Below are 21,139 nucleotides of genomic sequence, written 5' to 3' on the forward strand. Positions count from 1 at the left end.
TCGCCTTCTTTTTGTCTGTCGGTAAGGCCCGCCACTAGCGAGCCGTATCGTTTGTTTCAGCCTTCCGGCTCGAAGACGTAACCTTCGCCGCGCACGGTCCTGAGGATGGTCGGTTCCGATGCATCGATCTCGATCTTCTTGCGCAGCCGTGCAATTCGGATGTCGAGGCTGCGGTCAGCGGCCTGCAGGGTGCGGCCATGGGCGAGTTCGCAGAGCCGGTCGCGCGACAGGACCTGGCGAGGATGGCGGGCAAACGTCTCCAGCAGGTCGAAATCCATGCTGCTGACCTCGATCTCCTCGCCGTCAGCCGTGAAGAAGCGCCGTCCTTCGACATCCAGCACGAAGCTGCCGAGTGTCAGCTTCGGTTTTGTCTCGACCGGTTTTTCTGCCGGTGGCGGCAGGCGCCGCAGCACGCTGCGCACGCGCGCCAGCAACTCGCGGACTTCGAAAGGCTTTGGGAGATAGTCGTCGGCGCCATCGATCAGGCCCTTGACCTTGCTCATCTCGTCGGCATTGCCGGTCAGCATGATAATCCCCATCCGCTGGCCACCATTGCGCAGCCGTCTCAGGATCGAGAACCCGTCTTCCCCGGGAAGATTGACGTCGAGCAAGATGAGATCGGGCGCGCGTGCCGAAAGCAATCGATCGAGTGCTGCGCCGCCCTCGGCCTGATGCACGGCATAGCCCTGTATGGAGAGGTAGTCTTCGATCATGCCTCGAAGGCCCGGTTCGTCATCCACTACAACGATGTTGGCTTCGGACATCAGCTTACTCCCTCATGCGTGGCCACGGAATCTTTTTTGTTTGCAGCCTTGGTGTCCCTGTCGAGCAGCGGGCGGAGCACACGGCGCAGCACGGAGATGTCGATAGGTTTGGTGACGATCGGCAGGTCGGTGCGCTCGATCCTGTTCTGGGCGTTCAGCGCATCGCCTGTCATCACCACGATGCGACCCTTGAGCTCGGGGCGCTTTTCCAGGATGAACTCGACCAGCTTGTCGCCATCGATATCGGGCATGCGCAGATCGGTGACCACGGCGTCGAAATCGGTCTTCATGATGATCGCCTGCGCTTCGCGACCGCTTGGCACCGCGATCACGTCGACCCCTTCGGCACCCAGCGCATCGACGAGAAAGGCACCAATGGTCGCCTCGTCGTCGACGACGAGCAGACGACCGGCAAGACGGAACCGATCCTCTGGCTCGTGAACTTCCATATGCGCAACTTCCGGCGCCATGGGAAACTTGATGCGGCATAGCGTTCCGCCGGCCGGCGCCGCGTCCAGTGATATCGTGCCGCCATGCGCGTCAACGATACGCAGGCACACCGACAATCCTATACCGGTGCCGACACCTTGCGGCTTGGTGGTGAAGAATGGCTCGAAGGCGCGCGCCCTGGCGGCATCGTCGATGCCAGGGCCGGAATCGAGGATATCGATGACGATATGGCCGCGGCCACGATAGCTCTTGACGTTCAGTACTCGCTCGCCCTCGACACCCGTCATGGCCTGCTGCGCATTGATCACGACATTCATGAACACCTGATGGAGCTGGTCGGGGTCGGCGAAAAAGTCCGGTAGGGTGACGAGACGTTCGCGTTCAACCGTGATGCCATTGCTTCGCAGGCCATAGGCAGCCAGTTCCAGCACATCGTCGAGCACACTGTCGAGAGAGACGTTGCGCTTCTCGATCGGCTTGGAACGCGCCATCGACAGGAATGTCTTGACGATGCGGGCACACCGTTCGGCGGCGGAATGCAGTTCCTTGGTCCGGCGCTTGGTCGCTTCGTCGGTGGCCATTTCATGCAGCATGCCGGAATAGCCCACGACGATGGACAGCGGATTGTTGAGTTCATGGGCGACGCCGGCCAGCAGCGATCCGAGCGCGGCCATCTTCTCGCTCTGCTGCAACACGTCGCGCTGCTTTTCGAGCTCCATTTCAACCAGTCGCTGGCTCGTCTGATCGACGGCAAAAACACCGGCGCCTATGACCTCGCCGCTTTCCGAACGCACGGGGAAGCGAATGAAGAGGCTATAGAGATAGGGCGCGAGCGAGGGGTGATATTGCTCCTCGATCTGCATTTCGCCGGTCTCCAGCACCTTCTCGATCGAGCGGTCGATCATGGCGGCTTCGTCGGCCGGCAGGATGTCGACCGTGCGCTTGCCGATGATTTCATGGGCAGGCCTGCCAAGTCGCTTGGCCGTTTCCGGGTTGACGAGCGTGAATATGCCGTTGCGGTCCTTCACCAGCATCGCCACCGGCGCATATTCGAGGAAGGCGGCCATGCGGGCTTCGCTGAAACTCAGCGCTTCCTCGGCGCGCTTCCTTTCGGTGATGTCGCGGCCAATCGATTGGATTTCGATCATCTCGCCATGGGCGTCGAAAATGCCTGTATCCGTCCATTCCTCCCAACGGATGTCGCCGGTGGAAACGATGTAGTTGCGCAGGATAATCGTCGAGATCGGGTTGTCCGGCGTCAATGAGGCGAGATGGGCGTTGAACGCCTCCTGGTCTTCGGGGAGAATCGTGTCGAAGCCGCTCTCCTGGCGTGCCAGCACTTCCTCCAGCGTCATACCCAGGTATCGGCAATAGGCGGCGTTGGCGAAGGTGGTTCTGCCACCGGGATCGTGCCGCGCCACCATCTCGGTCTGCGTGTTGATGACCAGGCGGTATCGTGCCTCGCTCTCGCGGATCATCATTTCGGTCTGCTTGGCCTTGGTGATGTCGTGCAGCAAGATCACCTTGCCGCCGTCCGGCGTCGCCGTCTTCCAGCCGTCGATCCATCGGCCGCCGGGCAGCTCGTATTCGACGTCGGTGTCCTCGACGCCATAAAGCCTGGGCTCGATGAGATCGGCGATGTCGCAGCCGATGGCGATTTTGGATTTCTTGTCTTCGCCAAGATGGCCGGCGAAGGCTTCGTTGTAAAAAACCAGCTTGGCGTCCGGCCCGACGATTGCGAAGCCATCGTCGAGGCTCGATGTTGCTGCAAGAAAGCGCGCCTCGCTTTCTTCGAGTCGCGCCTGGTAGCGATGAATGGTCGAAACGATGCCGGCAATGGTGAGGAAGTGCCGCCGCCAGCCCGATGGCAGGGGTGGTATCTCCGTGTCGATACCGGCCGCCTGCATAGTCAGGAATTCGGCTAGCTTCAGGCTCGGTGCTATATAGGCGCGATGCAGCAGGTAGAACATCCCGAACAACGTGGCGCCAAGGCCGATCAGAATCAGCGCGTAGGGCGCAAATCGCGGCAGCAGATAGCCGTAGAGATCGGATTTCGGCAGCACATAGATCAGCTGGAACGGCGAGGCGGACGACGCCTGGACGCGCACCCAGTTGTCGCCGACATCCTCGAAGCCGACACCCAGGCTCTGTTTGGTTTTGTCGAACACCAGGCCGCTGCGCTTGAGGTGGTCGATCATTTTCTGGAGATCGCCGTTGAAGGCCCGGCCGTTGATCGTAAGGATCTCGCCCTTGTCATTGGTGATGGCCAGCATGCCTACCGGCTGTGGCATATGGGCGATCAGCGCCTCGAAGGATTCGAGCCGGATATTGGTGCCGACGATTCCATAAAAACGCTGGTTGACGTAGACGGGTGCCGCGTGGCTGACCATCAGGCCGAGAAAGGATGGATCCTCGAAGATGCCCGTCCAATAGGCATTGTGTAGCGTATTCTTCTCCGGCACGCCGAGCTGGTAGGCGTCAGTGGTCTTCAGCGAACTCAGGAGATCGCCGATGCTGTGGATCTGCTTTCCCTTGCCGGTGACGCTGGCAATCGCCTGAAGGCTCAGGCCCGGGAAGATCGCCAGGAAGTCGGACTGTGCCGAGATGAAATAGCTGGAATGCGACCGCGACCCCGCACGCCGGTCGATGTGCAACCCGCTCAGAAGGTCGAGAGCCGCATCGATCGGCCCTATCTGATCGGCCGGTCGCGAGGCCAGTTCGGGAATGCTGTAAAGACTGCCAAGACTGGCATTGTTGGCGCCCGGCGTCCATTCCAGCCCGCGGGCTTCGCCGCCATTGAGCGCGACCACGACCGATTGGAGTTCTCCGGCCCGCTGCTTCGACAACCCCCCTGAATCCGAAATGCGGTCTTCCATGGTCAGCCGCATGCGGGCAAGCTGCTGGTCATTGTCCGATATCAGCGAACTCAGCGCATGTTGCTGCTCGTTCATGACGCGATCGAGGTCGGAAAGCATCGCGGCCTGCTGGCGCCAGAACTGATCGACGACGATCGCTACGATCAATAGCGAAAGCGGCAAGGCACACAGCAACAATAGCCGTGGCGAAGGGCCTATGCGCGTGTGGCGCAACGGCTTTAAGCCCTCCCCTTTATCTTGACCCATGCTGTCCATCATTTCATCCTGGGCGCACTTTCTTCCGCATCAAGCCCGTTACCCCAGGAAAATTCAATATTGCGGACAAGGAAAATGGAACCGGATTGTTTCACGCCGATGTCGCGACCTATTTTCACCACCTTATCGCTAATTGGCCGGGAAGGCTTGCTTCGATGAACTTTTCGATTGCAATCGCCAAGCAGGCAGAAATATCGTAAGTTTATCGTGCAGTTGAGGGGCACTGATGGGCATTTACTCATGGCGGATCTGATAGTTGTCGACGATGATGAATCGCTGAGCGGCATGATAGAGGATTTCCTGTCGATGCAGGGCCATGCCGTTCGCCGCGCGACCACCGGCGAAGGCCTCAATGCGCTCATGGTCGATTGCGCCGCAAACCTCATCCTCCTCGACCTCAACCTGCCCGGCGAAGATGGCCTGAGCATTGCGCGCCGTATGCGCGAACACCACGATCTCGGCATCATCATGTTGACCGGTGCCGGCGATCTCGTCGACCGCGTCGTCGGGCTGGAGATCGGCGCCGACGACTACATGACCAAGCCCTTCTCACTCAACGAACTCAATGCCCGCATCGAGGCGGTGCTGCGTCGGCGGCGTCTCAACAGCGAGAGCATGGTGTCCTTCGGCTCGTTCTCGCTCGATCTCAAGCGCTGGAAGCTGTTTGAACCGAACGGCGAAGAGGTGGCGCTGTTTCCAACGGAAATCGACCTGATCGCCGCCTTTGCCACCAATCCCGGCAAGCTCTTGACCCGCGACGAAATCCTGAGGCTGGCACCTGCGCACGGGTCAGACCCGATCGACCGCAGCATCGATTCCCGTATCAAGCGGCTGAGGCGCAAGCTCGAGCAGAATGGCCAGGACGGCGACCTGATCGAGACGTCGCGCGGCAGCGGCTATATCTACAAGGGCGCCTAGACGGCACATCGCTCTGCGGCGCGCGCTGACCCGTCACTCCCCTGATCCGCCTTGCCAAATCTGGCGAAGTGGCCCGTGTCGCCCTTGGAGCGGATCGGTTTCCGGCATCGGCACGGCATTAATCGCATCGAGGCCTGCCTGCCCCGGCGCCTCGGTGCATATGTCGGCGTGCTGCCTGGGCGGATAGGCGCCAATGACCAGAAAGTCACCGCCTTGATGGATCAAGCAGTGACCCGTTCCTGCTGGTAAGACGAGGCAGTCGCCCGCCGCAACGTCGATTTCCTGGCCGGTCGGTCCGCCGATCAGCAACCGCGCATGACCCGACGCGATGCCCAGCACCTCATGCGCATGAGTGTGGTAATGCTGGTAGGAAAACACGCCATTGCGCCACATTCCCTGCCAGTCGTTTTCGCGAAACCGCGCCTCGAATGCCTCGGCCGTGTGCTCGCCGAATTCGAGAGCGTGCCGGTAGAACAGCACCGGAAGCGTTGGATTGTTGGGCACCCATTCGCTTCTTGGAAACAGGATCGCGTCAGCTGTCACGTCACACCTCATACGCTGGAATTGCCTTCGGAAAAGCCGTGAAAAGCGTGGTTGTTTCCTTCGATCATAGCCGATCAAAAGCTGTCTGTCGCGATTGCGATGACCGCATGGATGGACGGAAGGCCGCTTGAGGATTATCTGTTTGCCAAACGACGTGCAGCGGACGAAACCATTCGCGGGCATGGCGCGAGGGATATCTCAGCGGGCAGGATGCATGGAAGCGATGGGAAAAGGGCCGAAGCCACGGTCGCGACGGAGTACCGGACGACCGACCCTTGCCGACGTCGCAAACCTCGCGGAAGTCGGCTCGATCACCGTGTCGCGGGCGCTCAGGGACCCGGAAAAAGTCTCTCCGGAACTGCGCCAACGGATCACGGCGGCTATAGACGAGCTCGGCTACATGCTGAACCCCAATGCCCGCGCCCTGGCATCGGTGCGGGCCGACGTGATCGGCGTGCTGATCCCGTCGCTGACCAACAATGTCTTTGCCGAAGTCCTGCGCGGTATCCACGACGGCCTCGGCAGCAGCAATCTGCAGGTCCAGTTCGGCAATACCCATTATTCGCAGGAGGAGGAGGAACGCCTGTTGCGCGTCTTTCTCAGCCAGCATCCGTCCGCGCTGATCGTCTCCGGCATCGACCAGACGCCTGCAGCGCGCAAGCTGCTCAAGCATGCCGGCTGCCCGGTCGTGCAGATCATGGAGATCGGCCCCGAGCCGATCGACATGATGGTGGGCTTTTCGCATTTCAACGGCGGCGTTGTTATCACCGAGCATCTCATCGAGATGGGCTGTAAGAACATCGGCTTCGTTGGCGCCCGCATGGACCCGCGCACTCACAGGCGCCTTGCAGGTTACGAACAGGTGATGCGCAGGGAAGGACATTTCGACGATAGCCTTATCACGACTACGCCGTCGCCATCGAGCGTCACCCGCGGCGTGGAACTGTTTCATCGAGCACTCGAGCAGAACCCGGACCTCGACGCCATCGTCTGCAACAATGACGATCTGGCGCTCGGCGTGCTGTTTGCCTGCCATCGCGCCGGTATAAGTGTGCCGTCCCAAATCGCGATCGCCGGCTTCAACGATCTCGAGATGATGAATGTCGCCTATCCCTCGATCACCAGCATCAGGACACCGCGCTACGAGATCGGCAAGCGCGCCATCAGCATGGCAATGGCGGAGCTGTCGGGGGAAATAGTCGAGGACCGGATCATCGATCTCGGCTTCGAATTGCGGGTTCGGGACAGCACCCGTCGCCTGCCGTGACCTCGCGATAGAGCTTCAAACAAGGCCGCTTTACAAAGCCATTTGGTAGCGCTACCATCTTTATCGTGACGTCGAGGGAGAGGAGCCCGATGCCGTCACCGGATTTCGCATAACGATTGTCATTCTGCAGTGCAGCCATCCCGGCGGAACAAGTGTCCGCGGGCGTTTGGTGCTGACGTTTGCGCATCGAGGCGGATCCGCAGAGATAAACACTTGGGAGGTAATCGATGATCAAGACCTATGTCTGCGGCTTGCTCGCAGCCGCTGCGCTTGCGCTTTCTGCATCGACCGCATTGGCCGACCCGGAAGTCGTCAGCGGCCCCGCCGCCGAACCGGAGTGCTTCGCGCCCTGGTCGGCTGACACGAAATTCTTCAAGTTTCCAAAGAAGGACGGCCCTTACCGGATCGCGCTTGCGAACGGTTACATCGCCAATACCTGGCGCATCCAGATGATCCAGACGGCCAAGGCCTATGCGGCGCAGCCTGACGTCGCGGCCAAGCTCAAGGAATTCAAGGTTGTCTCGACCGGCGAAGATGTGCCGGCGCAGATCTCGGCCATCAACAACTTCATCGATTCCGGCTATGACGCAATCGTTGTCAATGCACAAAATCCGACCGCTTTCGGCCCGGTCATCAAGCGCGCCAAGGAAGCCGGCGTCGTGCTCGTCGCCTTCGACAACATTCTCGACACCCAGGATGCCATCAACGTCAATGTCGATCAGCACGGCCTCGGCGTGCTGTGGGCAAACTGGCTGATCGGCCATGTGCCGAATGGCGGCAAGATCCTGGAAGTGCGCGGCGTGCCGGGCACATCAGTCGATACCGACCGCCACAACGGTATCCATGAGACGCTCGATGCGAGCGGCAAGAAATGGGACGTTATCGAAGTGCTCGGAAAGTGGGACGATCCGACCGCCCAGAAGGCAACAGCCGATGCAATTGCCGTGCAGAAGTCGTTCGACGGCATCACGGCGCAGGGTGGCGACACCGGCGTCGTGCAGGCAATGATCGATGCCGGCCACAAGTTCGTGCCCTTCGGCGGTGAAACAGAAAACGGCTTCCGCAAGTTCTGCGCGGCGCATGCGGCCGAAGGCCTGAAATGCTCGTCGGCAGGCACCGGTCCGGCACAGGTGGCCGTGGCGATCAAGACGGCGATCGCGGCACTGGAAGGCCAGGTCGTGCCGCAATCGGTCAAGCTGCCGCTCGCAATTGTCGAGGATCCGAACTTCAAGGCAGGTCAGGATTTCTACCCCGACCAGTCCGACAACTTCTTTGTCGGCAATTCCTTCCCCACCTGCGGGATCAACTTCACTGCCCAGGAAATCATGGGGCAGACGAAGGAAAATCAATAGGCCGCAAGGCCTACGCTTCTGCAACGGCATGCCGCGGGGAAAGTCCCGCGGCATGCGAATGTCAGGCAGTCGGGGATATTGATGACCGCATCGGACAATCCAGCGGCCGCGCCGCTTTTTCGTATGGAGAGTGTCTCGAAACGCTATGGCGGCGTGCGCGCTCTTGAAAATGCCGAGTTGCAGGTCGAGACCGGCCGCATCCACGCCATTCTCGGCGAAAACGGCGCCGGCAAATCCACCCTGATCAAGATCATGAGCGGCGTCGTGGCGGCCGACGAGGGCTGGATGCTGATGGATGGCAACGCGGTGAGTTTCCGTTCGCCTGCGGAAGCCGTCGCGCTCGGCATCGCCTGCGTGTTTCAGGAGCTCTCACTGGTTCCGGATCTCAGCGTCGCCGACAACATCACCATTGCCAATCCGCCGAAGAAATTCGGGATGATCGATCGCCGCGCCCAACGTCAGATCGCCGAGGAGGCGCTGGCCCGCGCCGGCGCCGAGGATATCCACCCCCGCGCCATGGTCCGCGACCTGCCGCTATCGCGCCGCCAGATGGTGGAGATCGCCAAGGCGCTGGCCCGCAAGCCGCGCATATTGATCCTCGATGAGGCGACATCGGCGCTCACCGCAAGCGACGTGACCAAGGTTTTCACAGTGCTGAAACGGCTGAGGTCCGAAGGCTTGGCCATTCTCTATATCTCGCACCGCATGCATGAGATTGCCGAACTCGCCGACGAATGCACCGTGTTCCGCAACGGCCGCAATGTTGCCAGCTACAAGGCCGGCACGCGAACCAACACCGAAGTGGTCGAGATGATGATCGGCCGCGAGTACCACAATGTCTTCCCGCCGAAGCCAACGCGCGCGGCCGACATCGGCCCGCCCGTGCTCGAATGCCGCAATCTCGGCTGGGCCAACAAATTGCGCGACATCTCGTTTTCCGTTGGCAAGGGCGAGGTCGTCGGCCTTGGCGGGCTGGATGGGCAGGGGCAGCGCGATTTGTTGCTCGCGCTTTTTGGCGTTTTGCGAGGAACCAGCGGTTCGGTGCTGATCGACGGTTCGCCTGTATCGCTGGCAAGCCCCGCCTCGGCGCGAGCATCCCGTGTCGGCATGTCGCTGATCCCGGAAGACCGCAAGACAGAGGGCCTGATGCTGCCGATGACGGTGCGCGAAAACCTTTCCTTCGCCAATCTGGATCGTATTTCCTCGGGCGGCGTCATCGATCGAACCAAGGAAGAGGAGTTGATCGACGAGATGGTCAAGCTCCTGGCGATCAAAACAGCCGGGCTTGATATTCCGGTTGGGTCGCTGTCGGGCGGCAACCAGCAGAAGGTGGTGATCGCCAAATGGCTGATGCGCCGCCCGCGCATCATCCTGCTCAACGACCCGACGCGCGGCATCGACGTCGGCACCAAGCAGGAGCTCTATCAATTGCTGCGCCGGCTGGCCGATGCGGGCGCCGCGATCCTGTTCTATTCCACCGACTATGATGAGCTGATCGGCTGCTGCGACCGGGTTCTGGTGCTCTATGACGGTCATGTCGTCCGCGAGCTCAAGGGCGACAACCTGACCGAACACGCCCTGATCGCCAGCGCGCTGAATGTCGACAAGACACATATGGAGGCCGCGCAATGAGCGAATGGCGTTACTGGCTGAACGAACAGCGCGGCACGTTGATGGGACTGGCGATCTTCCTGCTGATGTTCACAGTCTATATTGCAAATCATCCCGTCGGCCTGACCGTCAACGTCGCGCAGACCGCCGCCAACAAGGGTGTGCTGCTGGCTTTCGTCGCCATGGCACAGGCGCTGGTGGTGATCACCGCTGGCATCGATCTGTCGGTGGGCATGATCTTCATCCTCACCAATTGCATCGCGTCATACATCGTCGTGGGCAATCCCCTGATGACGACGCTTGGGCTGATCGGGGTGCTTGCCGCCGGCATGACCTGCGGCGCCATCAACGGCCTGCTGGTGATCTATGGAAGATTGCAGCCGATCGTCGCCACCATTGCCACCGGCGCAGTCTATTTCGGTATCGCCCTGCTGCTGAGGCCCTTCCCAGGCGGAAGCGTCAATGAGGATCTCGCCGATGCACTGACCGGAAAGCTGTTCGGCATCGTTCCAGCCAGCCTCGTGCTGCTCGCCGCCATCGTTGTGGTCGTCTGGATACCGTACCGACGATCGGCGATCGGCCGGGCAGCGTTCGCCGCGGGCTCATCCGAACCGGCCGCGTTCATGTCGGGGGTGCCGATCCGGCGAGCCAAGTTTGTCGCCTACGCGCTCGGCGGGCTGTTTGCCGGCATGGGTGGGTTGTTCCTGACCTTCTTCACCTATACCGGCGAAGCCGCCTATGCCAGCGGCAACGGCTATACGCTCTGGTCGATCGCCGCCGTCGTGCTCGGCGGCATTTCACTGTTTGGAGGCCGGGGTAGCGCCATCGGCGCCATTTTCGGCGCTTTCGCCGCCCGCACCACCGGCGACATGCTGTTCGTCTTCGATGTCGACCCGCTCTGGCAACCGCTGCTGCAGGGCGTGGTGCTGATGATCGCCGTCAGCATAGGCGCCATTGCGCTGGTCCGCGTTCGCAACCGCCTGGAATGGTTTCAATGAGCGAGATGTCAGAAAATCGTGTCGAACCACGCGCCAAAATGCCGGCATTCCTGCGGCGCATCGATCCAGCGGTGGCCACCGCCTTTGGCTGCATCATCCTGTTGCTGCTGGTCGGCAGCATCTATTCCAGCAATTTCCTGTCGCCGGACTATCTCATACAGCAATTGAAGGTCGCCTCCTTCCTCGGCGTGACTGCGGCCGGCATGATGTTGGTAATCCTGCTCGGCCATATCGACCTTTCGGTGCCTTGGGTAATGACGGCCGGCGCCATGATGGCTTGCGCTGCCGCGGGGTTCGGCGAGACCGGCCTCGTGCTCGCCATCCCATTCGGCGTGCTTTGCGGCGCGCTCTTCGGGATGATCAACGGCTTTGGCGTCGCCTATCTGCGTATTCCGTCGATGATCGTCACGCTGGCCACCAATGTCGTCGCGCAGGGGCTGATGGTGCTCTATACCGGCGGCTTCTCGCCTCAGGATTCCGCCCCACCCGCCGTGCGCTGGCTGGCGACCGGCTTCATCATTCCCGGCGTGCCAAATGCGATCCTGGTCTGGGTCGCTGTCAGCGCCGTGATGGTCTTCCTTTATCGGCGCACCACCTATGGCCGCTCGATCTACGGCATCGGCAACAGCGAGCGCGCGGCTTATCTCTCGGGACTCAATACCCGCCGCATCGTCATGATCGCCTTCATCACATCGGGTGCGCTTTCCGCCTTTGCCGGCGTGCTGGTCGCGGGCTATGCGTCGAAAGCCGCGCAGTCGATGGGCGACGCTTACCTGCTGCCCTCGATTGCCGCTGTGGTGCTGGGTGGCACATCGATCCTCGGCGGCAAGGGATCCTATCTCGGCACCGTTGCCGGCGTGATCCTGATCACGCTGCTGCAATCGATCCTCTCGGTCATGCAGATGCCCGAAGCCGGGCGACAGATCATCTTCGGTGTCGTCATCGTCGGCATGCTGCTGCTCTATGGCCGCGGCCCGGCCAGCCGATAGTTGCAGCCCTGACACGCCTCGATGGTGTCGTCTCGATCGAATCGAGTTTCGCGCTGTCACAGATCAAGCGTTCCAACCAGTTGCCGATCCTCGCCTGGCCGGAAACTACCGCTTGAATTCCTCGCTCCAGTCGGGCTCCCAGCCGAAGACACTGCGACCGCCCCACTCGGCCGATTTCTCGTACTCGCCGGCGACGATCTCCTTGAGATCGGGGCCGGTGACGTAGCGTTCCATCCTGCGCGACTGGTCGTCGAGCCGCCGCAGTGCCTGCAATTCCTCGTCGCGACCCAACCGGCCCTTGCGGATCGCCGATTTCATCACACTGATCGTCTCGTCATAGACCTTGAGTGGCACCGGGAAGGGATGCCGGTCCTTGCCGCCATGAGCGAGCGAAAAGCGGGCAGGATCGGAAAACCGGCAGGGCGCGCCATGCACCACTTCAGCCACCATGGCCAGTGCCTTGACTGTGCGCGCGCCCACGCCAGGCACAAGCAGCAACTTCTCGAAATCCTCGGGGCCGCGATCGGCGGCCGCAGCGAGATTGCCGTGCAGGCGCCGCATGTTGACATCGGTCTCCCGCACATCGTGGTGCGCCGGCATGATCAGATGCGGAAGCATCGCCTGGTCTGATACCGACTCCTTTGGCAGCCGCCCTTCGATCGCGGCGACCTCGTGGACGATCCTGTCCGGTCCCAACGTCGCCAGCAGATCGAGCTGGGCATGACGCGATGGACCTGCTCGGCGGTCGGCGAGATTGACGATCTCGCCCTGGTCCCTGCCCTCGATGGCCGCATGTGGGGAATCGACGAAACTTGTCAGCCCTTCCGACAGCCAATGATAGCGGCGTGCCAGCCGCGTATCCTCGTTCATGCCCTGCTGGACGACCACCCATTTGCCATCGTCGGTGACGATGAAGCCGTGCAGATAGAGATCGAAACCATCCTGCAGGGCGGCGCTATCGACCTTGGCGACCAGCCGGCTGGTGGTTGCCAGGCCCGCGCCATCCACGCCGGTGCGCTCGCCGACTGCGATCAGTTCGTCGGGCGTCTTGCGCGACTGCGCGCCACGGCCGCCGCAGACATGCAGGCCGAGTTCGCGCGACAGCGGCGGCAACCCGCGTTTCAAAGCACCGAGCACGCTGGTGGTGATGCCCGAGGAGTGCCAATCCATACCCATGACGGCGCCGAAGGACTGGAACCAGAAGGGATGCGCCAGCCGTCGCAGAAATTCGTCGCGCCCGTATTGCTGAATGATCGCCTCGGCAATCAACACGCCGAGCTTGGTCATGCGGTCGCCGAGCCAACGAGGCACACGGCCGCCATGCAAGGGAAGATCAGCACTGCCGGTACGCTGCGTCATGTTCTTCATCTGTTCCTTTCGGCGATCAGAGTCAAGACCACGCGGCCACGTAACATCGACGATGTTACCGTTACGTACTTCCCACCATGCGTGGGTTCGACAAGACTACAGTTCCTGCATCAACCCTTGGGAAGTCGTCATGCGCGTCAAGATCGACAGAGTCGGAATCGGATTTGCTCTTGTTCTGGGCCTTCTTGCCGGATCCGGCCAGGCCACCGCGGCGGAAAAGCACCATGTACCAAAATACAAAGCCGAGGTTCCTACCTATATCCAGACACCAAGCAAGGTGAAAACCCGGCTCGGAACCCTGAAATTCGTCGATGGGCTCCCGGACAAGGCCACGGTGCAAAAAGTCTATGACAACATCGATTTCGCGCGCGGCGTCGAGGCATTCCTGAGCGGCATACCGGCGGCTTCGGCCTATGCCGCGTGCAAGGGACTGGAGGACGTCGGGATCGCTGGGAACAAGGCCGTCGGGATCACCGAGGATCTGATCGATGCCCGTTCACTGTTCCTGACGCCCAATTCGACCACGGTCTATGTGTTCTTCTGCATCGATCTGAAAGATGGCCCCGTGGTCGTGGAAGTGCCGCCTGGCGTCCTCGGGCCGGTCGACGACGCCTATTTCCGCTATGTCACGGATGTGGGCCTGGTCGGCCCTGATGAGGGCAAGGGTGGCAAGTATCTCTTCGTGCCGCCGGGCTATTCCGGCAGCCTGCCTGGCGACGGGTATTTCGTCACCAAGACGCCAACCTACACGAACCTTGTCTTCTACCGCGCCTTCGTAAAGGACGGCGACATCGCCGCAGCGGTGAAAGGCGTCACGGGCAAGGCGAAGGTTTACCCGCTGTCGGCAGCCGCGAGCCCGCCGGCCACGACGTTCATCAATACATCGGGCATGAAATTCAACACCATCCATGCCAACACCTTCCATTTCTACGAAGAACTGAACGAGGTCATCCAGTCCGAGCCCGGCGATGCGTTCGACCCCGAATTGGTTGGGTTGTTCGCCTCGATCGGCATCAAGAAAGGTCAACCATTCGCGCCGGACAAGCGGATGAAGACGATTCTCATCGATGCGGTGGCCGTCGGCAATGCCACGGCGCGCGCCTTGGCGTTCGAGCCGCGAGATCCACGGGCGAAGTTCTTCCCCGACCGGCACTGGAACAACGGCTTCATCGGCAACAGCTATGCGTTCCTGAACGATGGCGAGCGCATGCTCGATGCACGCACCATGTTCCACTACATGGCGACCGGGATAACACCAGCGATGGCCAATGCGAAGCCCGGCACGGGCTCGGCCTATGCTTTTGCCGCCCGCGATTCGAAAGGCAACTATCTCGATGGCGGCAAGACTTACAGGATCACGCTGCCCGCTCCCGTTCCAGTCGGGCAATTCTGGTCCTTCGCAGTCTATGACAACCAGACGCGCTCGCTCCTGGAAACCGACCAGAAACTCGCCGGGATCGACAGCAACCAACATGACATCAAGAAGAATGAAGACGGCTCCGTGACGGTGTGGTTCGCGCCCAAGGCGCCGAAGGGCCATGAGACCAATTGGGTCCAGACCATGCCGGGCAAAGGCTGGAATTGCCTGCTACGGCTCTACGCGCCACTGGAGCCCTGGTTCGACAAATCCTGGAAGCCCGGCGACTTCGAACTGGTGAAATGACCCTGGGCCCGACCGTTCTGCGCATCTGAGTCGTCGGGCCCCTCCCAAGCGCGCGCTGCTCATCTATTGCCCTGAGGTCACGGTCACGTCACGATTCCCGCAATCACGATAAGTTTTTGTCACAATCGCTTGGCATTCACGTGCGGTTTCCTTATGAAAACTTGCGTGTGGCGAAGAGATATCCGATTCTCAGCGACGGGATTTTTGATGACTGTAATTGCCATAGATGGCCCGGCTGCCGCAGGAAAGGGCACCCTCTCACGGCTGATTGCCGACGCCTATGGATTCCATCACCTCGATACCGGCCTGACCTATCGGGCCGTCGCCAAGGCGCTGCTCGATGCGCATCTGCCGCTCGACGACGAGGCCGTTGCCGCCGACATTGCCCGCAATATCGAACTTGCCGGCCTTGATCGGACCGTGCTTTCCGCCCACGATATCGGTGAAGCCGCTTCCAAGATTGCCGTCATGGCCGAGTTGCGCAAGGCACTGGTCGAGGCGCAGCGGGCGTTTGCCCATCGCGAGCCGGGAGCCGTGCTCGACGGCCGCGATATCGGCACCGTCGTCTGCCCTGATGCCGAGGTGAAACTCTACATCACCGCATCGCCCGAAGTGCGCGCCGGACGCCGCCACGAAGAGATCCTTGCCGGCGGCGGAAAGGCAGATTTCGACACGGTTTTGGCCGATATCCGCAAGCGTGATGCACGCGACATGGGCCGTGCCGACAGCCCTTTGAAACCGGCTGAAGATGCGCACTTGATTGATACGTCCAAAATGGGTATAGAGGCCGCGTTCCAGGCAGCGAAGGTGAAAATCGACGCCGTGCTGGAACGGGATGCTTTCGCGCACCGCGCGCCGGAATAGCCCTCTTAACAGGGCCGGTTCGCGAAAGGCCCATGTTCAACACTTAACCCCCGGCGCATTGGCGGCAGAACTATCGCCGCCCATTTGGAGAACCAATGTCCGCAGCAAATTCCCTGAAGGAGGACTTCGCGTCCCTCCTCGAAGAATCCTTTTCCAAGGTTGACCTGGCCGAAGGCTACGTCACCAAGGGCATCATCACCGGCATCGAGAAGGACATGGCAATCGTCGATGTCGGTCTCAAGGTCGAAGGCCGCATCGCGCTGAAGGAATTCGGTGCGCGCGCCAAGGACGGCACGCTGAAGGTTGGCGATGAAGTCGAAGTCTATGTCGAGCGCATCGAAAATGCGATGGGCGAAGCTGTTCTGTCGCGCGAGAAGGCTCGCCGCGAAGAAAGCTGGATCAAGCTCGAAGTCAAGTTCAACGCCGGCGAACGCGTCGAAGGCGTGATCTTCAACCAGGTCAAGGGTGGCTTCACCGTCGATCTCGACGGCGCCATTGCCTTCCTGCCGCGCTCGCAGGTCGACATTCGTCCGATCCGCGACGTATCCCCGCTGATGCATGTTCCGCAGCCGTTCGAAATCCTCAAGATGGACAAGCGTCGCGGCAACATCGTCGTTTCGCGCCGCACCGTTCTTGAAGAATCCCGCGCTGAACAGCGTTCGGAAATCGTCCAGAACCTCGAAGAAGGCCAGGTTGTCGAGGGTGTCGTCAAGAACATCACCGATTACGGCGCATTCGTCGATCTCGGCGGCATCGACGGCCTGCTGCATGTCACCGACATGGCATGGCGTCGCGTCAACCACCCCTCGGAAATCCTCAACATTGGCCAGCAGGTCAAGGTTCAGATCATCCGCATCAACCAGGAAACCCATCGTATCTCGCTCGGCATGAAGCAGCTCGAGTCCGATCCTTGGGGCGATATCGGTGCGAAGTACCCGACCGGCAAGAAGATCACCGGCACGGTTACCAACATCACCGATTACGGCGCATTCGTCGAGCTGGAGCCGGGCATCGAAGGCCTGATCCACATCTCCGAAATGTCCTGGACCAAGAAGAATGTCCATCCGGGCAAGATTCTCTCCACCACGCAGGAAGTCGACGTCGTCGTTCTCGAAGTCGATCCGTCCAAGCGCCGCATCTCGCTCGGCCTGAAGCAGACCCTCGACAACCCTTGGGAATCCTTCGCCAATGCGCATCCGGCTGGCACCGTCGTTGAAGGCGAAGTCAAGAACAAGACCGAATTCGGCCTGTTCATTGGTCTCGACGGCGACGTCGACGGCATGGTCCACCTCTCCGACCTCGACTGGAACCGTCCGGGCGAACAGGTCATCGAAGAGTTCAACAAGGGCGACGTCGTCAAGGCTGTCGTTCTCGATGTGGACGTCGAAAAGGAACGCATCTCGCTCGGCATCAAGCAGCTCGGCAAGGACGCCGTTGGCGATGCAGCCACCTCTGGTGACCTGCGCAAGAACGCCGTCGTTTCGTGCGAAATCACTGCGATCAACGATGGTGGCATCGAAGTGAAGCTCGTCAACCACGAAGAGCTCACCTCCTTCATCCGCCGCGCCGACCTTTCGCGCGACCGTGATGAACAGCGCCCCGAGCGTTTCCAGGTTGGTCAGGTTGTCGACGCCCGCGTCACCAACTTCTCCAAGAAGGATCGCAAGGTTCAGCTGTCGATCAAGGCTCTCGAGATCGCTGAAGAGAAGGAAGCCGTCGCACAGTTTGGTTCGTCCGACTCCGGCGCTTCGCTCGGCGACATCCTCGGCGCGGCTCTGAAGAACCGCGGCGAATAAGCCAAGCACTTCGATCTGAAATAAGAAACCCGCCGGTGCGCACCGGCGGGTTTCTTTTTGGGCGGCGCAGCCCCCTAACGCCAGCCCAGCTGTAACTTTCATTTGTCCAGCATGTCGTCGTCCCAAAACCGCGGCACACTTTTGGGCGACATGCTCGGGTTAGAACCCACCCAAGCGCTGATACATGGCGTAGGCGCGATCGGATTCGGAGGAATCTCGCGAGATCGGAATGGTCTGCGGCTCTTCCGGTTCGGCATTCAACAGGTCGTCGGTCGCCTTGCGGGCGAGACGCTCGCGGCGTTCATCGCCGGTCTCGGCCTGCTCGCCATCGGCTTCGTCGTCTGCATCATCCTGATGGCGTTCGTCTTCCAAAGCCTTCGTTTCGAACTCATCCTTGGCCGGCTGCAGCGGCGCATAGGCAAATGGCACCAGCTCGGGATTGACCGCGGTCTTGGCCGGCAGATGTATCTCCGCCGTGGCGACACGCTGGCCAGCGCCCTTTTCCTGTTCGGCAGCTGCCTGGCGGCCGATCGCTGCTTCCGCACTCTCATCGGCGTCAGCGGGCTGGACTGGTTGCGGGCTCTGGCGATGGATTGCATGGGTTGCCGATGCCACTGCCTTTTCGATCTTTGCAAGCGCCTCCTGCACCACCGCAGCGGGGCTGTCGTTACCCACGGCATGCCGCCGCCAGGGATCGGTGGGATCCGGCTGGCTGACGATGTGGTTGGGCTGCTGCTCGACAACAGCAACTTCGGCGAAGCCCTTGAGCGTCAGCAGCGTCTCGACGCGACGGTCGGCGACAAGGAGTTTTTCGGCCTGACGGCTGTCCAGCAGCTTCTCTGTGCGGGCAGCACCCGACATATCGGGAAGGTCGGCGGCTGCAGGCTCTTCGCCTACTGGCTGTGGCTGCGGATTGGCCTCGGCAACTGGCGCCGCCGAGATTGTCGGGAGATCCGACTCCGGCAAAATGGCCTGCTCAATTGGCGTTTCCGCCACCACGACGACGTCAAATGTCCGCGTCTCGTCGGCGATAATGTCGGAGATTACCTCTGCCGGCTCAGTGACTGCATCCACTACATTCTCGATGACATCGGCTCTGGCGATACTTTCATCGACCGTTTCGGCCGAATGTTCAGCGGCGTCGGGCGCATCGACTGGATCAAGCTGTTCATCGGCGAGTTCGAGTCCGAGAGCCTCACCAACCTCGGCCAACGGCTCCTTGGGCGTTGAAACCTCGGCTGCCGTAGCTCCGGGTTCGAACCACGCCTTCAGCTGGCTCTGCAGACCACGCGCGCCGTCGTTGGAATTTGCAGGTGCAAGACCGCTTTCGTTGGAACGGACAGTGGCTTCGATTGAAAATGCCTCGGCCGAGCGCGTGGCGCCCTGCCCTTCCTGGAGATAGGAGTTGGTGGCGGCGGTTGCTGCAAAGCGGGCAAACGGCGTGCGCGGCGCTTCGGCCATCGCCACGAGCCGCGCTGCATTCGGCCCTTCCGGAGATTTGAGCGCCTCGACCAGATCGGTCAGCCGGATGTTGAGCGCCTTGAGACCGGAGCGCTGTTCGATCGATGCGCGGTCCGTATCGCTCATGTTGGTCAACGTCGTCGCAAGCCTGAGGAAAAAGGCGTCGAGGCTTTCATCGGCTCGTTTGGAAATGTTGACCTGTGCAGCGATGGCAAAGGCGAGCAGCTGCAGGACGGTTCTGCTCGCTGCCGTCGCCGTGACCGCATTGACATTCGACAGAACGGTGCTGCCGGAAAGGCCGATAGTGGGTGCGGCGTGGGGCGCATGACTTTCGGGCGCGTCGGGATTGACCTCGGTCGACTGTTGTCCAGCCGCGGTTCTCGTTTCGGAACCATGGGTTTTGATCGATGCGGGGGCGACGGTTGCCGATGAAATGGGGGCCAGCATGGGATCGCTCGCTGCTGATGGACAGGACATGAGGGAAAGAGGCCGCTCATGCGACCCTTGGCTCTCCTGTCGAAAACGAACCGGCGCGATTGGCATTGCGCCTGGGAAAGCCTATATTTGATAGTAGACTAAGTAAGTGTGGTTAAGATTTCCCTAATCCGAAGCAAATCGTTGAGATGACACTCCGCCCGCCAAGCTCCTATCTCGACAATGCCTCCGGCAAATCCCCCCTCAACGTCTTCGAGTATGAACTCATGGCAGAGCGGGCCGACAGTCTCGGCCGTGCCGGGCTGAAGGCGGAAGCCGCGCTGGCCAAGCTGGCCGAGGCCACCGATGAGACACGAGAGGCGCTGACGGATGAGGCCGCAATGCAGGTCTATGCGCTGTTCGTCCAGCGGGAGATCTGCGGACTGAGAAACGGCAAGGACGTCATTGCCCGCTACGGCGTTCCCGGCTCGGTCATTGCCAGATTGGGCGTTGTCCGGCGTGTTCCTGAAAAGGACGGATCCTGAGCTTTCCGGAACCAATCTTGCTGATCATCATTGTTGCAGCAATGAACCTAGGCAACGGCGGAACGCCATGATGCAGCACGACCCCGTAAGCATCGCCCAATCCAGCTACCTCGCCTATGTCAACAAGGACAGGGCGGCGCTCGAAGCGCTGATCGCAGAAGACTTCCACTTCACCAGTCCGCTCGACAATCGGCTGGACCGCGCGGCCTATTTCGAGCGATGCTGGCCCAATAGCGAGAGCCTGTCCGGCTTCGACTTCATCTATACAGTGGCGGATGGTGACCGTGTTTTCGTCACCTATGAAGGCCGCACCGCGCGCGGTACGCAATTCCGAAACACCGAGATCCTGACCATTCGAGATGGCATGATCATCGAGGCGGAGGTTTATTTCGGGTGGGATATCCCTCATCAGGCGGCCGACGGCGGCTTTATCGAACCGGGTGAATAGGGGTCAAAGGTCCTTCGCCATCGCATCAAGCGCGAGCACGGTATTCCAGTTTCGTGCCGTCATCGGCACCTTCAGCCCTCGCTCGACAGCCAAAGCCAGCTTCGATTTGCCGAAGCCATCCGGCGTATGCATGTAGAGGGTGTCGCCGATGATCTTCCACTCATCCCGCCCGAAATCGCGGACCGCGAAATCCTCGCACCGCTGTTTTTCAGGCTGCTTGTCGAGGATGAAAGCATGCACGATCTTCGGGTTTTCGGCGGCCACGGGGAACGGATTGTGGGCGATGAGTTCAGCCCAGGCTTTGTGGTCGCAGACGATGACATGAACATCGACGCTACATTTGTCCGCGATTGCCTTGGAGATAGCCGAGGCAAGTGCTGGCTCGGCTGTTTTTTTGGTGCGAAACACCAGATTGCCGCTTTGCAGGTAGGTCTTTGCATCCTCGAAACCGAGATCGGAGATAGCCGCTTTGAGATCAGCCATCTTCAGGACCTTGCCCCCGACATTGATGCCGCGAAGGAGCGCAATGTAGACATTGTCGGTCATAGGTCCGCTCC

The 21,139-nt window shown here is 60.8% G+C and carries 17 protein-coding genes; 11 read left to right on the forward strand and 6 right to left on the reverse strand.

What is annotated here, in order from left to right:
* Positions 1-56: 56 nt before the first annotated feature.
* Positions 57-764, reverse strand: a complete 708-nt coding sequence (locus ACXHRN_RS20310) for a response regulator (RefSeq protein ID WP_488638112.1) — start codon at positions 762-764, stop codon at positions 57-59.
* Positions 764-4,336 carry a PAS domain S-box protein gene (locus tag ACXHRN_RS20315; protein WP_488638113.1) on the reverse strand — a complete coding sequence of 1,191 codons (3,573 nt, stop codon included), beginning with the start codon at positions 4,334-4,336 and terminating at the stop codon, positions 764-766. The genes ACXHRN_RS20310 and ACXHRN_RS20315 overlap by 1 nt, the downstream gene beginning before the upstream one ends.
* Before the next feature lie 249 nt (positions 4,337-4,585).
* Here ACXHRN_RS20315 and ACXHRN_RS20320 point away from each other — a divergent pair, with 249 nt between their 5' ends.
* A complete protein-coding gene (locus ACXHRN_RS20320; RefSeq protein WP_488638114.1) occupies positions 4,586-5,263 on the forward strand; it encodes a response regulator in 678 nt (225 codons plus the stop codon).
* Between the two features lie 33 nt (positions 5,264-5,296).
* Here the strand turns inward: ACXHRN_RS20320 and ACXHRN_RS20325 are convergent, their stop codons facing one another.
* Positions 5,297-5,806 carry a cupin domain-containing protein gene (locus ACXHRN_RS20325; RefSeq protein ID WP_488638115.1) on the reverse strand — a complete coding sequence of 170 codons (510 nt, stop codon included), beginning with the start codon at positions 5,804-5,806 and terminating at the stop codon, positions 5,297-5,299.
* A gap of 223 nt (positions 5,807-6,029) precedes the next feature.
* On the opposite strand from ACXHRN_RS20325, the gene gntR reads away from it, so the two are divergent.
* The 5 genes from gntR to ACXHRN_RS20350 all read left to right on the forward strand — a co-directional run bounded on the left by gntR (position 6,030) and on the right by ACXHRN_RS20350 (position 12,023).
* Positions 6,030-7,073 carry an HTH-type transcriptional regulator GntR gene (gene gntR / locus ACXHRN_RS20330; RefSeq protein WP_488638116.1) on the forward strand — a complete coding sequence of 348 codons (1,044 nt, stop codon included), beginning with the start codon at positions 6,030-6,032 and terminating at the stop codon, positions 7,071-7,073.
* Positions 7,074-7,300: 227 nt separating this feature from the next.
* Positions 7,301-8,425: a sugar ABC transporter substrate-binding protein gene (locus ACXHRN_RS20335; protein ID WP_488638117.1), complete on the forward strand. Its 1,125-nt coding sequence runs from the start codon at positions 7,301-7,303 to the stop codon at positions 8,423-8,425.
* A gap of 81 nt (positions 8,426-8,506) precedes the next feature.
* The gene (locus ACXHRN_RS20340; protein WP_488638118.1) at positions 8,507-10,057 is read left to right on the forward strand and encodes a sugar ABC transporter ATP-binding protein; all 1,551 of its coding nucleotides are present in this window, start codon (positions 8,507-8,509) and stop codon (positions 10,055-10,057) included.
* The gene (locus tag ACXHRN_RS20345) at positions 10,054-11,034 is read left to right on the forward strand and encodes an ABC transporter permease (protein ID WP_488638119.1); all 981 of its coding nucleotides are present in this window, start codon (positions 10,054-10,056) and stop codon (positions 11,032-11,034) included. Before ACXHRN_RS20340 ends, ACXHRN_RS20345 begins: the two co-directional genes overlap by 4 nt.
* On the forward strand, positions 11,031-12,023 hold the full coding sequence (locus tag ACXHRN_RS20350; protein WP_488638120.1) for an ABC transporter permease: 993 nt from the start codon (positions 11,031-11,033) through the stop codon (positions 12,021-12,023). The genes ACXHRN_RS20345 and ACXHRN_RS20350 overlap by 4 nt, the downstream gene beginning before the upstream one ends.
* Before the next feature lie 105 nt (positions 12,024-12,128).
* Here ACXHRN_RS20350 and ACXHRN_RS20355 read toward each other — a convergent pair whose 3' ends face one another.
* Positions 12,129-13,382: a DUF763 domain-containing protein gene (locus tag ACXHRN_RS20355; RefSeq protein WP_488641960.1), complete on the reverse strand. Its 1,254-nt coding sequence runs from the start codon at positions 13,380-13,382 to the stop codon at positions 12,129-12,131.
* A gap of 139 nt (positions 13,383-13,521) precedes the next feature.
* On the opposite strand from ACXHRN_RS20355, the gene ACXHRN_RS20360 reads away from it, so the two are divergent.
* The 3 genes from ACXHRN_RS20360 to rpsA all read left to right on the forward strand — a co-directional run bounded on the left by ACXHRN_RS20360 (position 13,522) and on the right by rpsA (position 17,714).
* Positions 13,522-15,054, forward strand: coding sequence for a DUF1254 domain-containing protein (locus tag ACXHRN_RS20360; RefSeq protein WP_488638121.1), 1,533 nt, complete (start codon positions 13,522-13,524; stop codon positions 15,052-15,054).
* Between the two features lie 207 nt (positions 15,055-15,261).
* Positions 15,262-15,918, forward strand: a complete 657-nt coding sequence (gene cmk, locus ACXHRN_RS20365) for a (d)CMP kinase (RefSeq protein WP_488638122.1) — start codon at positions 15,262-15,264, stop codon at positions 15,916-15,918.
* 95 nt (positions 15,919-16,013) lie between these two features.
* Positions 16,014-17,714 (forward strand): 30S ribosomal protein S1, encoded by a 1,701-nt coding sequence (rpsA, locus tag ACXHRN_RS20370; protein WP_488638123.1) that lies wholly within the window; start codon positions 16,014-16,016, stop codon positions 17,712-17,714.
* Positions 17,715-17,873: 159 nt separating this feature from the next.
* Here rpsA and ACXHRN_RS20375 read toward each other — a convergent pair whose 3' ends face one another.
* Entirely contained in the window at positions 17,874-19,622 is a 1,749-nt protein-coding gene (locus tag ACXHRN_RS20375; RefSeq protein WP_488638124.1) for a hypothetical protein, read from the reverse strand.
* A gap of 176 nt (positions 19,623-19,798) precedes the next feature.
* On the opposite strand from ACXHRN_RS20375, the gene ACXHRN_RS20380 reads away from it, so the two are divergent.
* Both ACXHRN_RS20380 and ACXHRN_RS20385 read left to right on the forward strand, forming a co-directional pair.
* Positions 19,799-20,134 (forward strand): DUF6665 family protein, encoded by a 336-nt coding sequence (locus ACXHRN_RS20380; protein ID WP_488638125.1) that lies wholly within the window; start codon positions 19,799-19,801, stop codon positions 20,132-20,134.
* Between the two features lie 67 nt (positions 20,135-20,201).
* Positions 20,202-20,582 (forward strand): nuclear transport factor 2 family protein, encoded by a 381-nt coding sequence (locus tag ACXHRN_RS20385; RefSeq protein WP_488638126.1) that lies wholly within the window; start codon positions 20,202-20,204, stop codon positions 20,580-20,582.
* Positions 20,583-20,585: 3 nt separating this feature from the next.
* Here the strand turns inward: ACXHRN_RS20385 and ACXHRN_RS20390 are convergent, their stop codons facing one another.
* The gene (locus ACXHRN_RS20390; RefSeq protein WP_488638127.1) at positions 20,586-21,128 is read right to left on the reverse strand and encodes a DUF1697 domain-containing protein; all 543 of its coding nucleotides are present in this window, start codon (positions 21,126-21,128) and stop codon (positions 20,586-20,588) included.
* Positions 21,129-21,139: the final 11 nt, after the last annotated feature.

This window comes from Shinella sp. OV683, assembly GCF_057787725.1.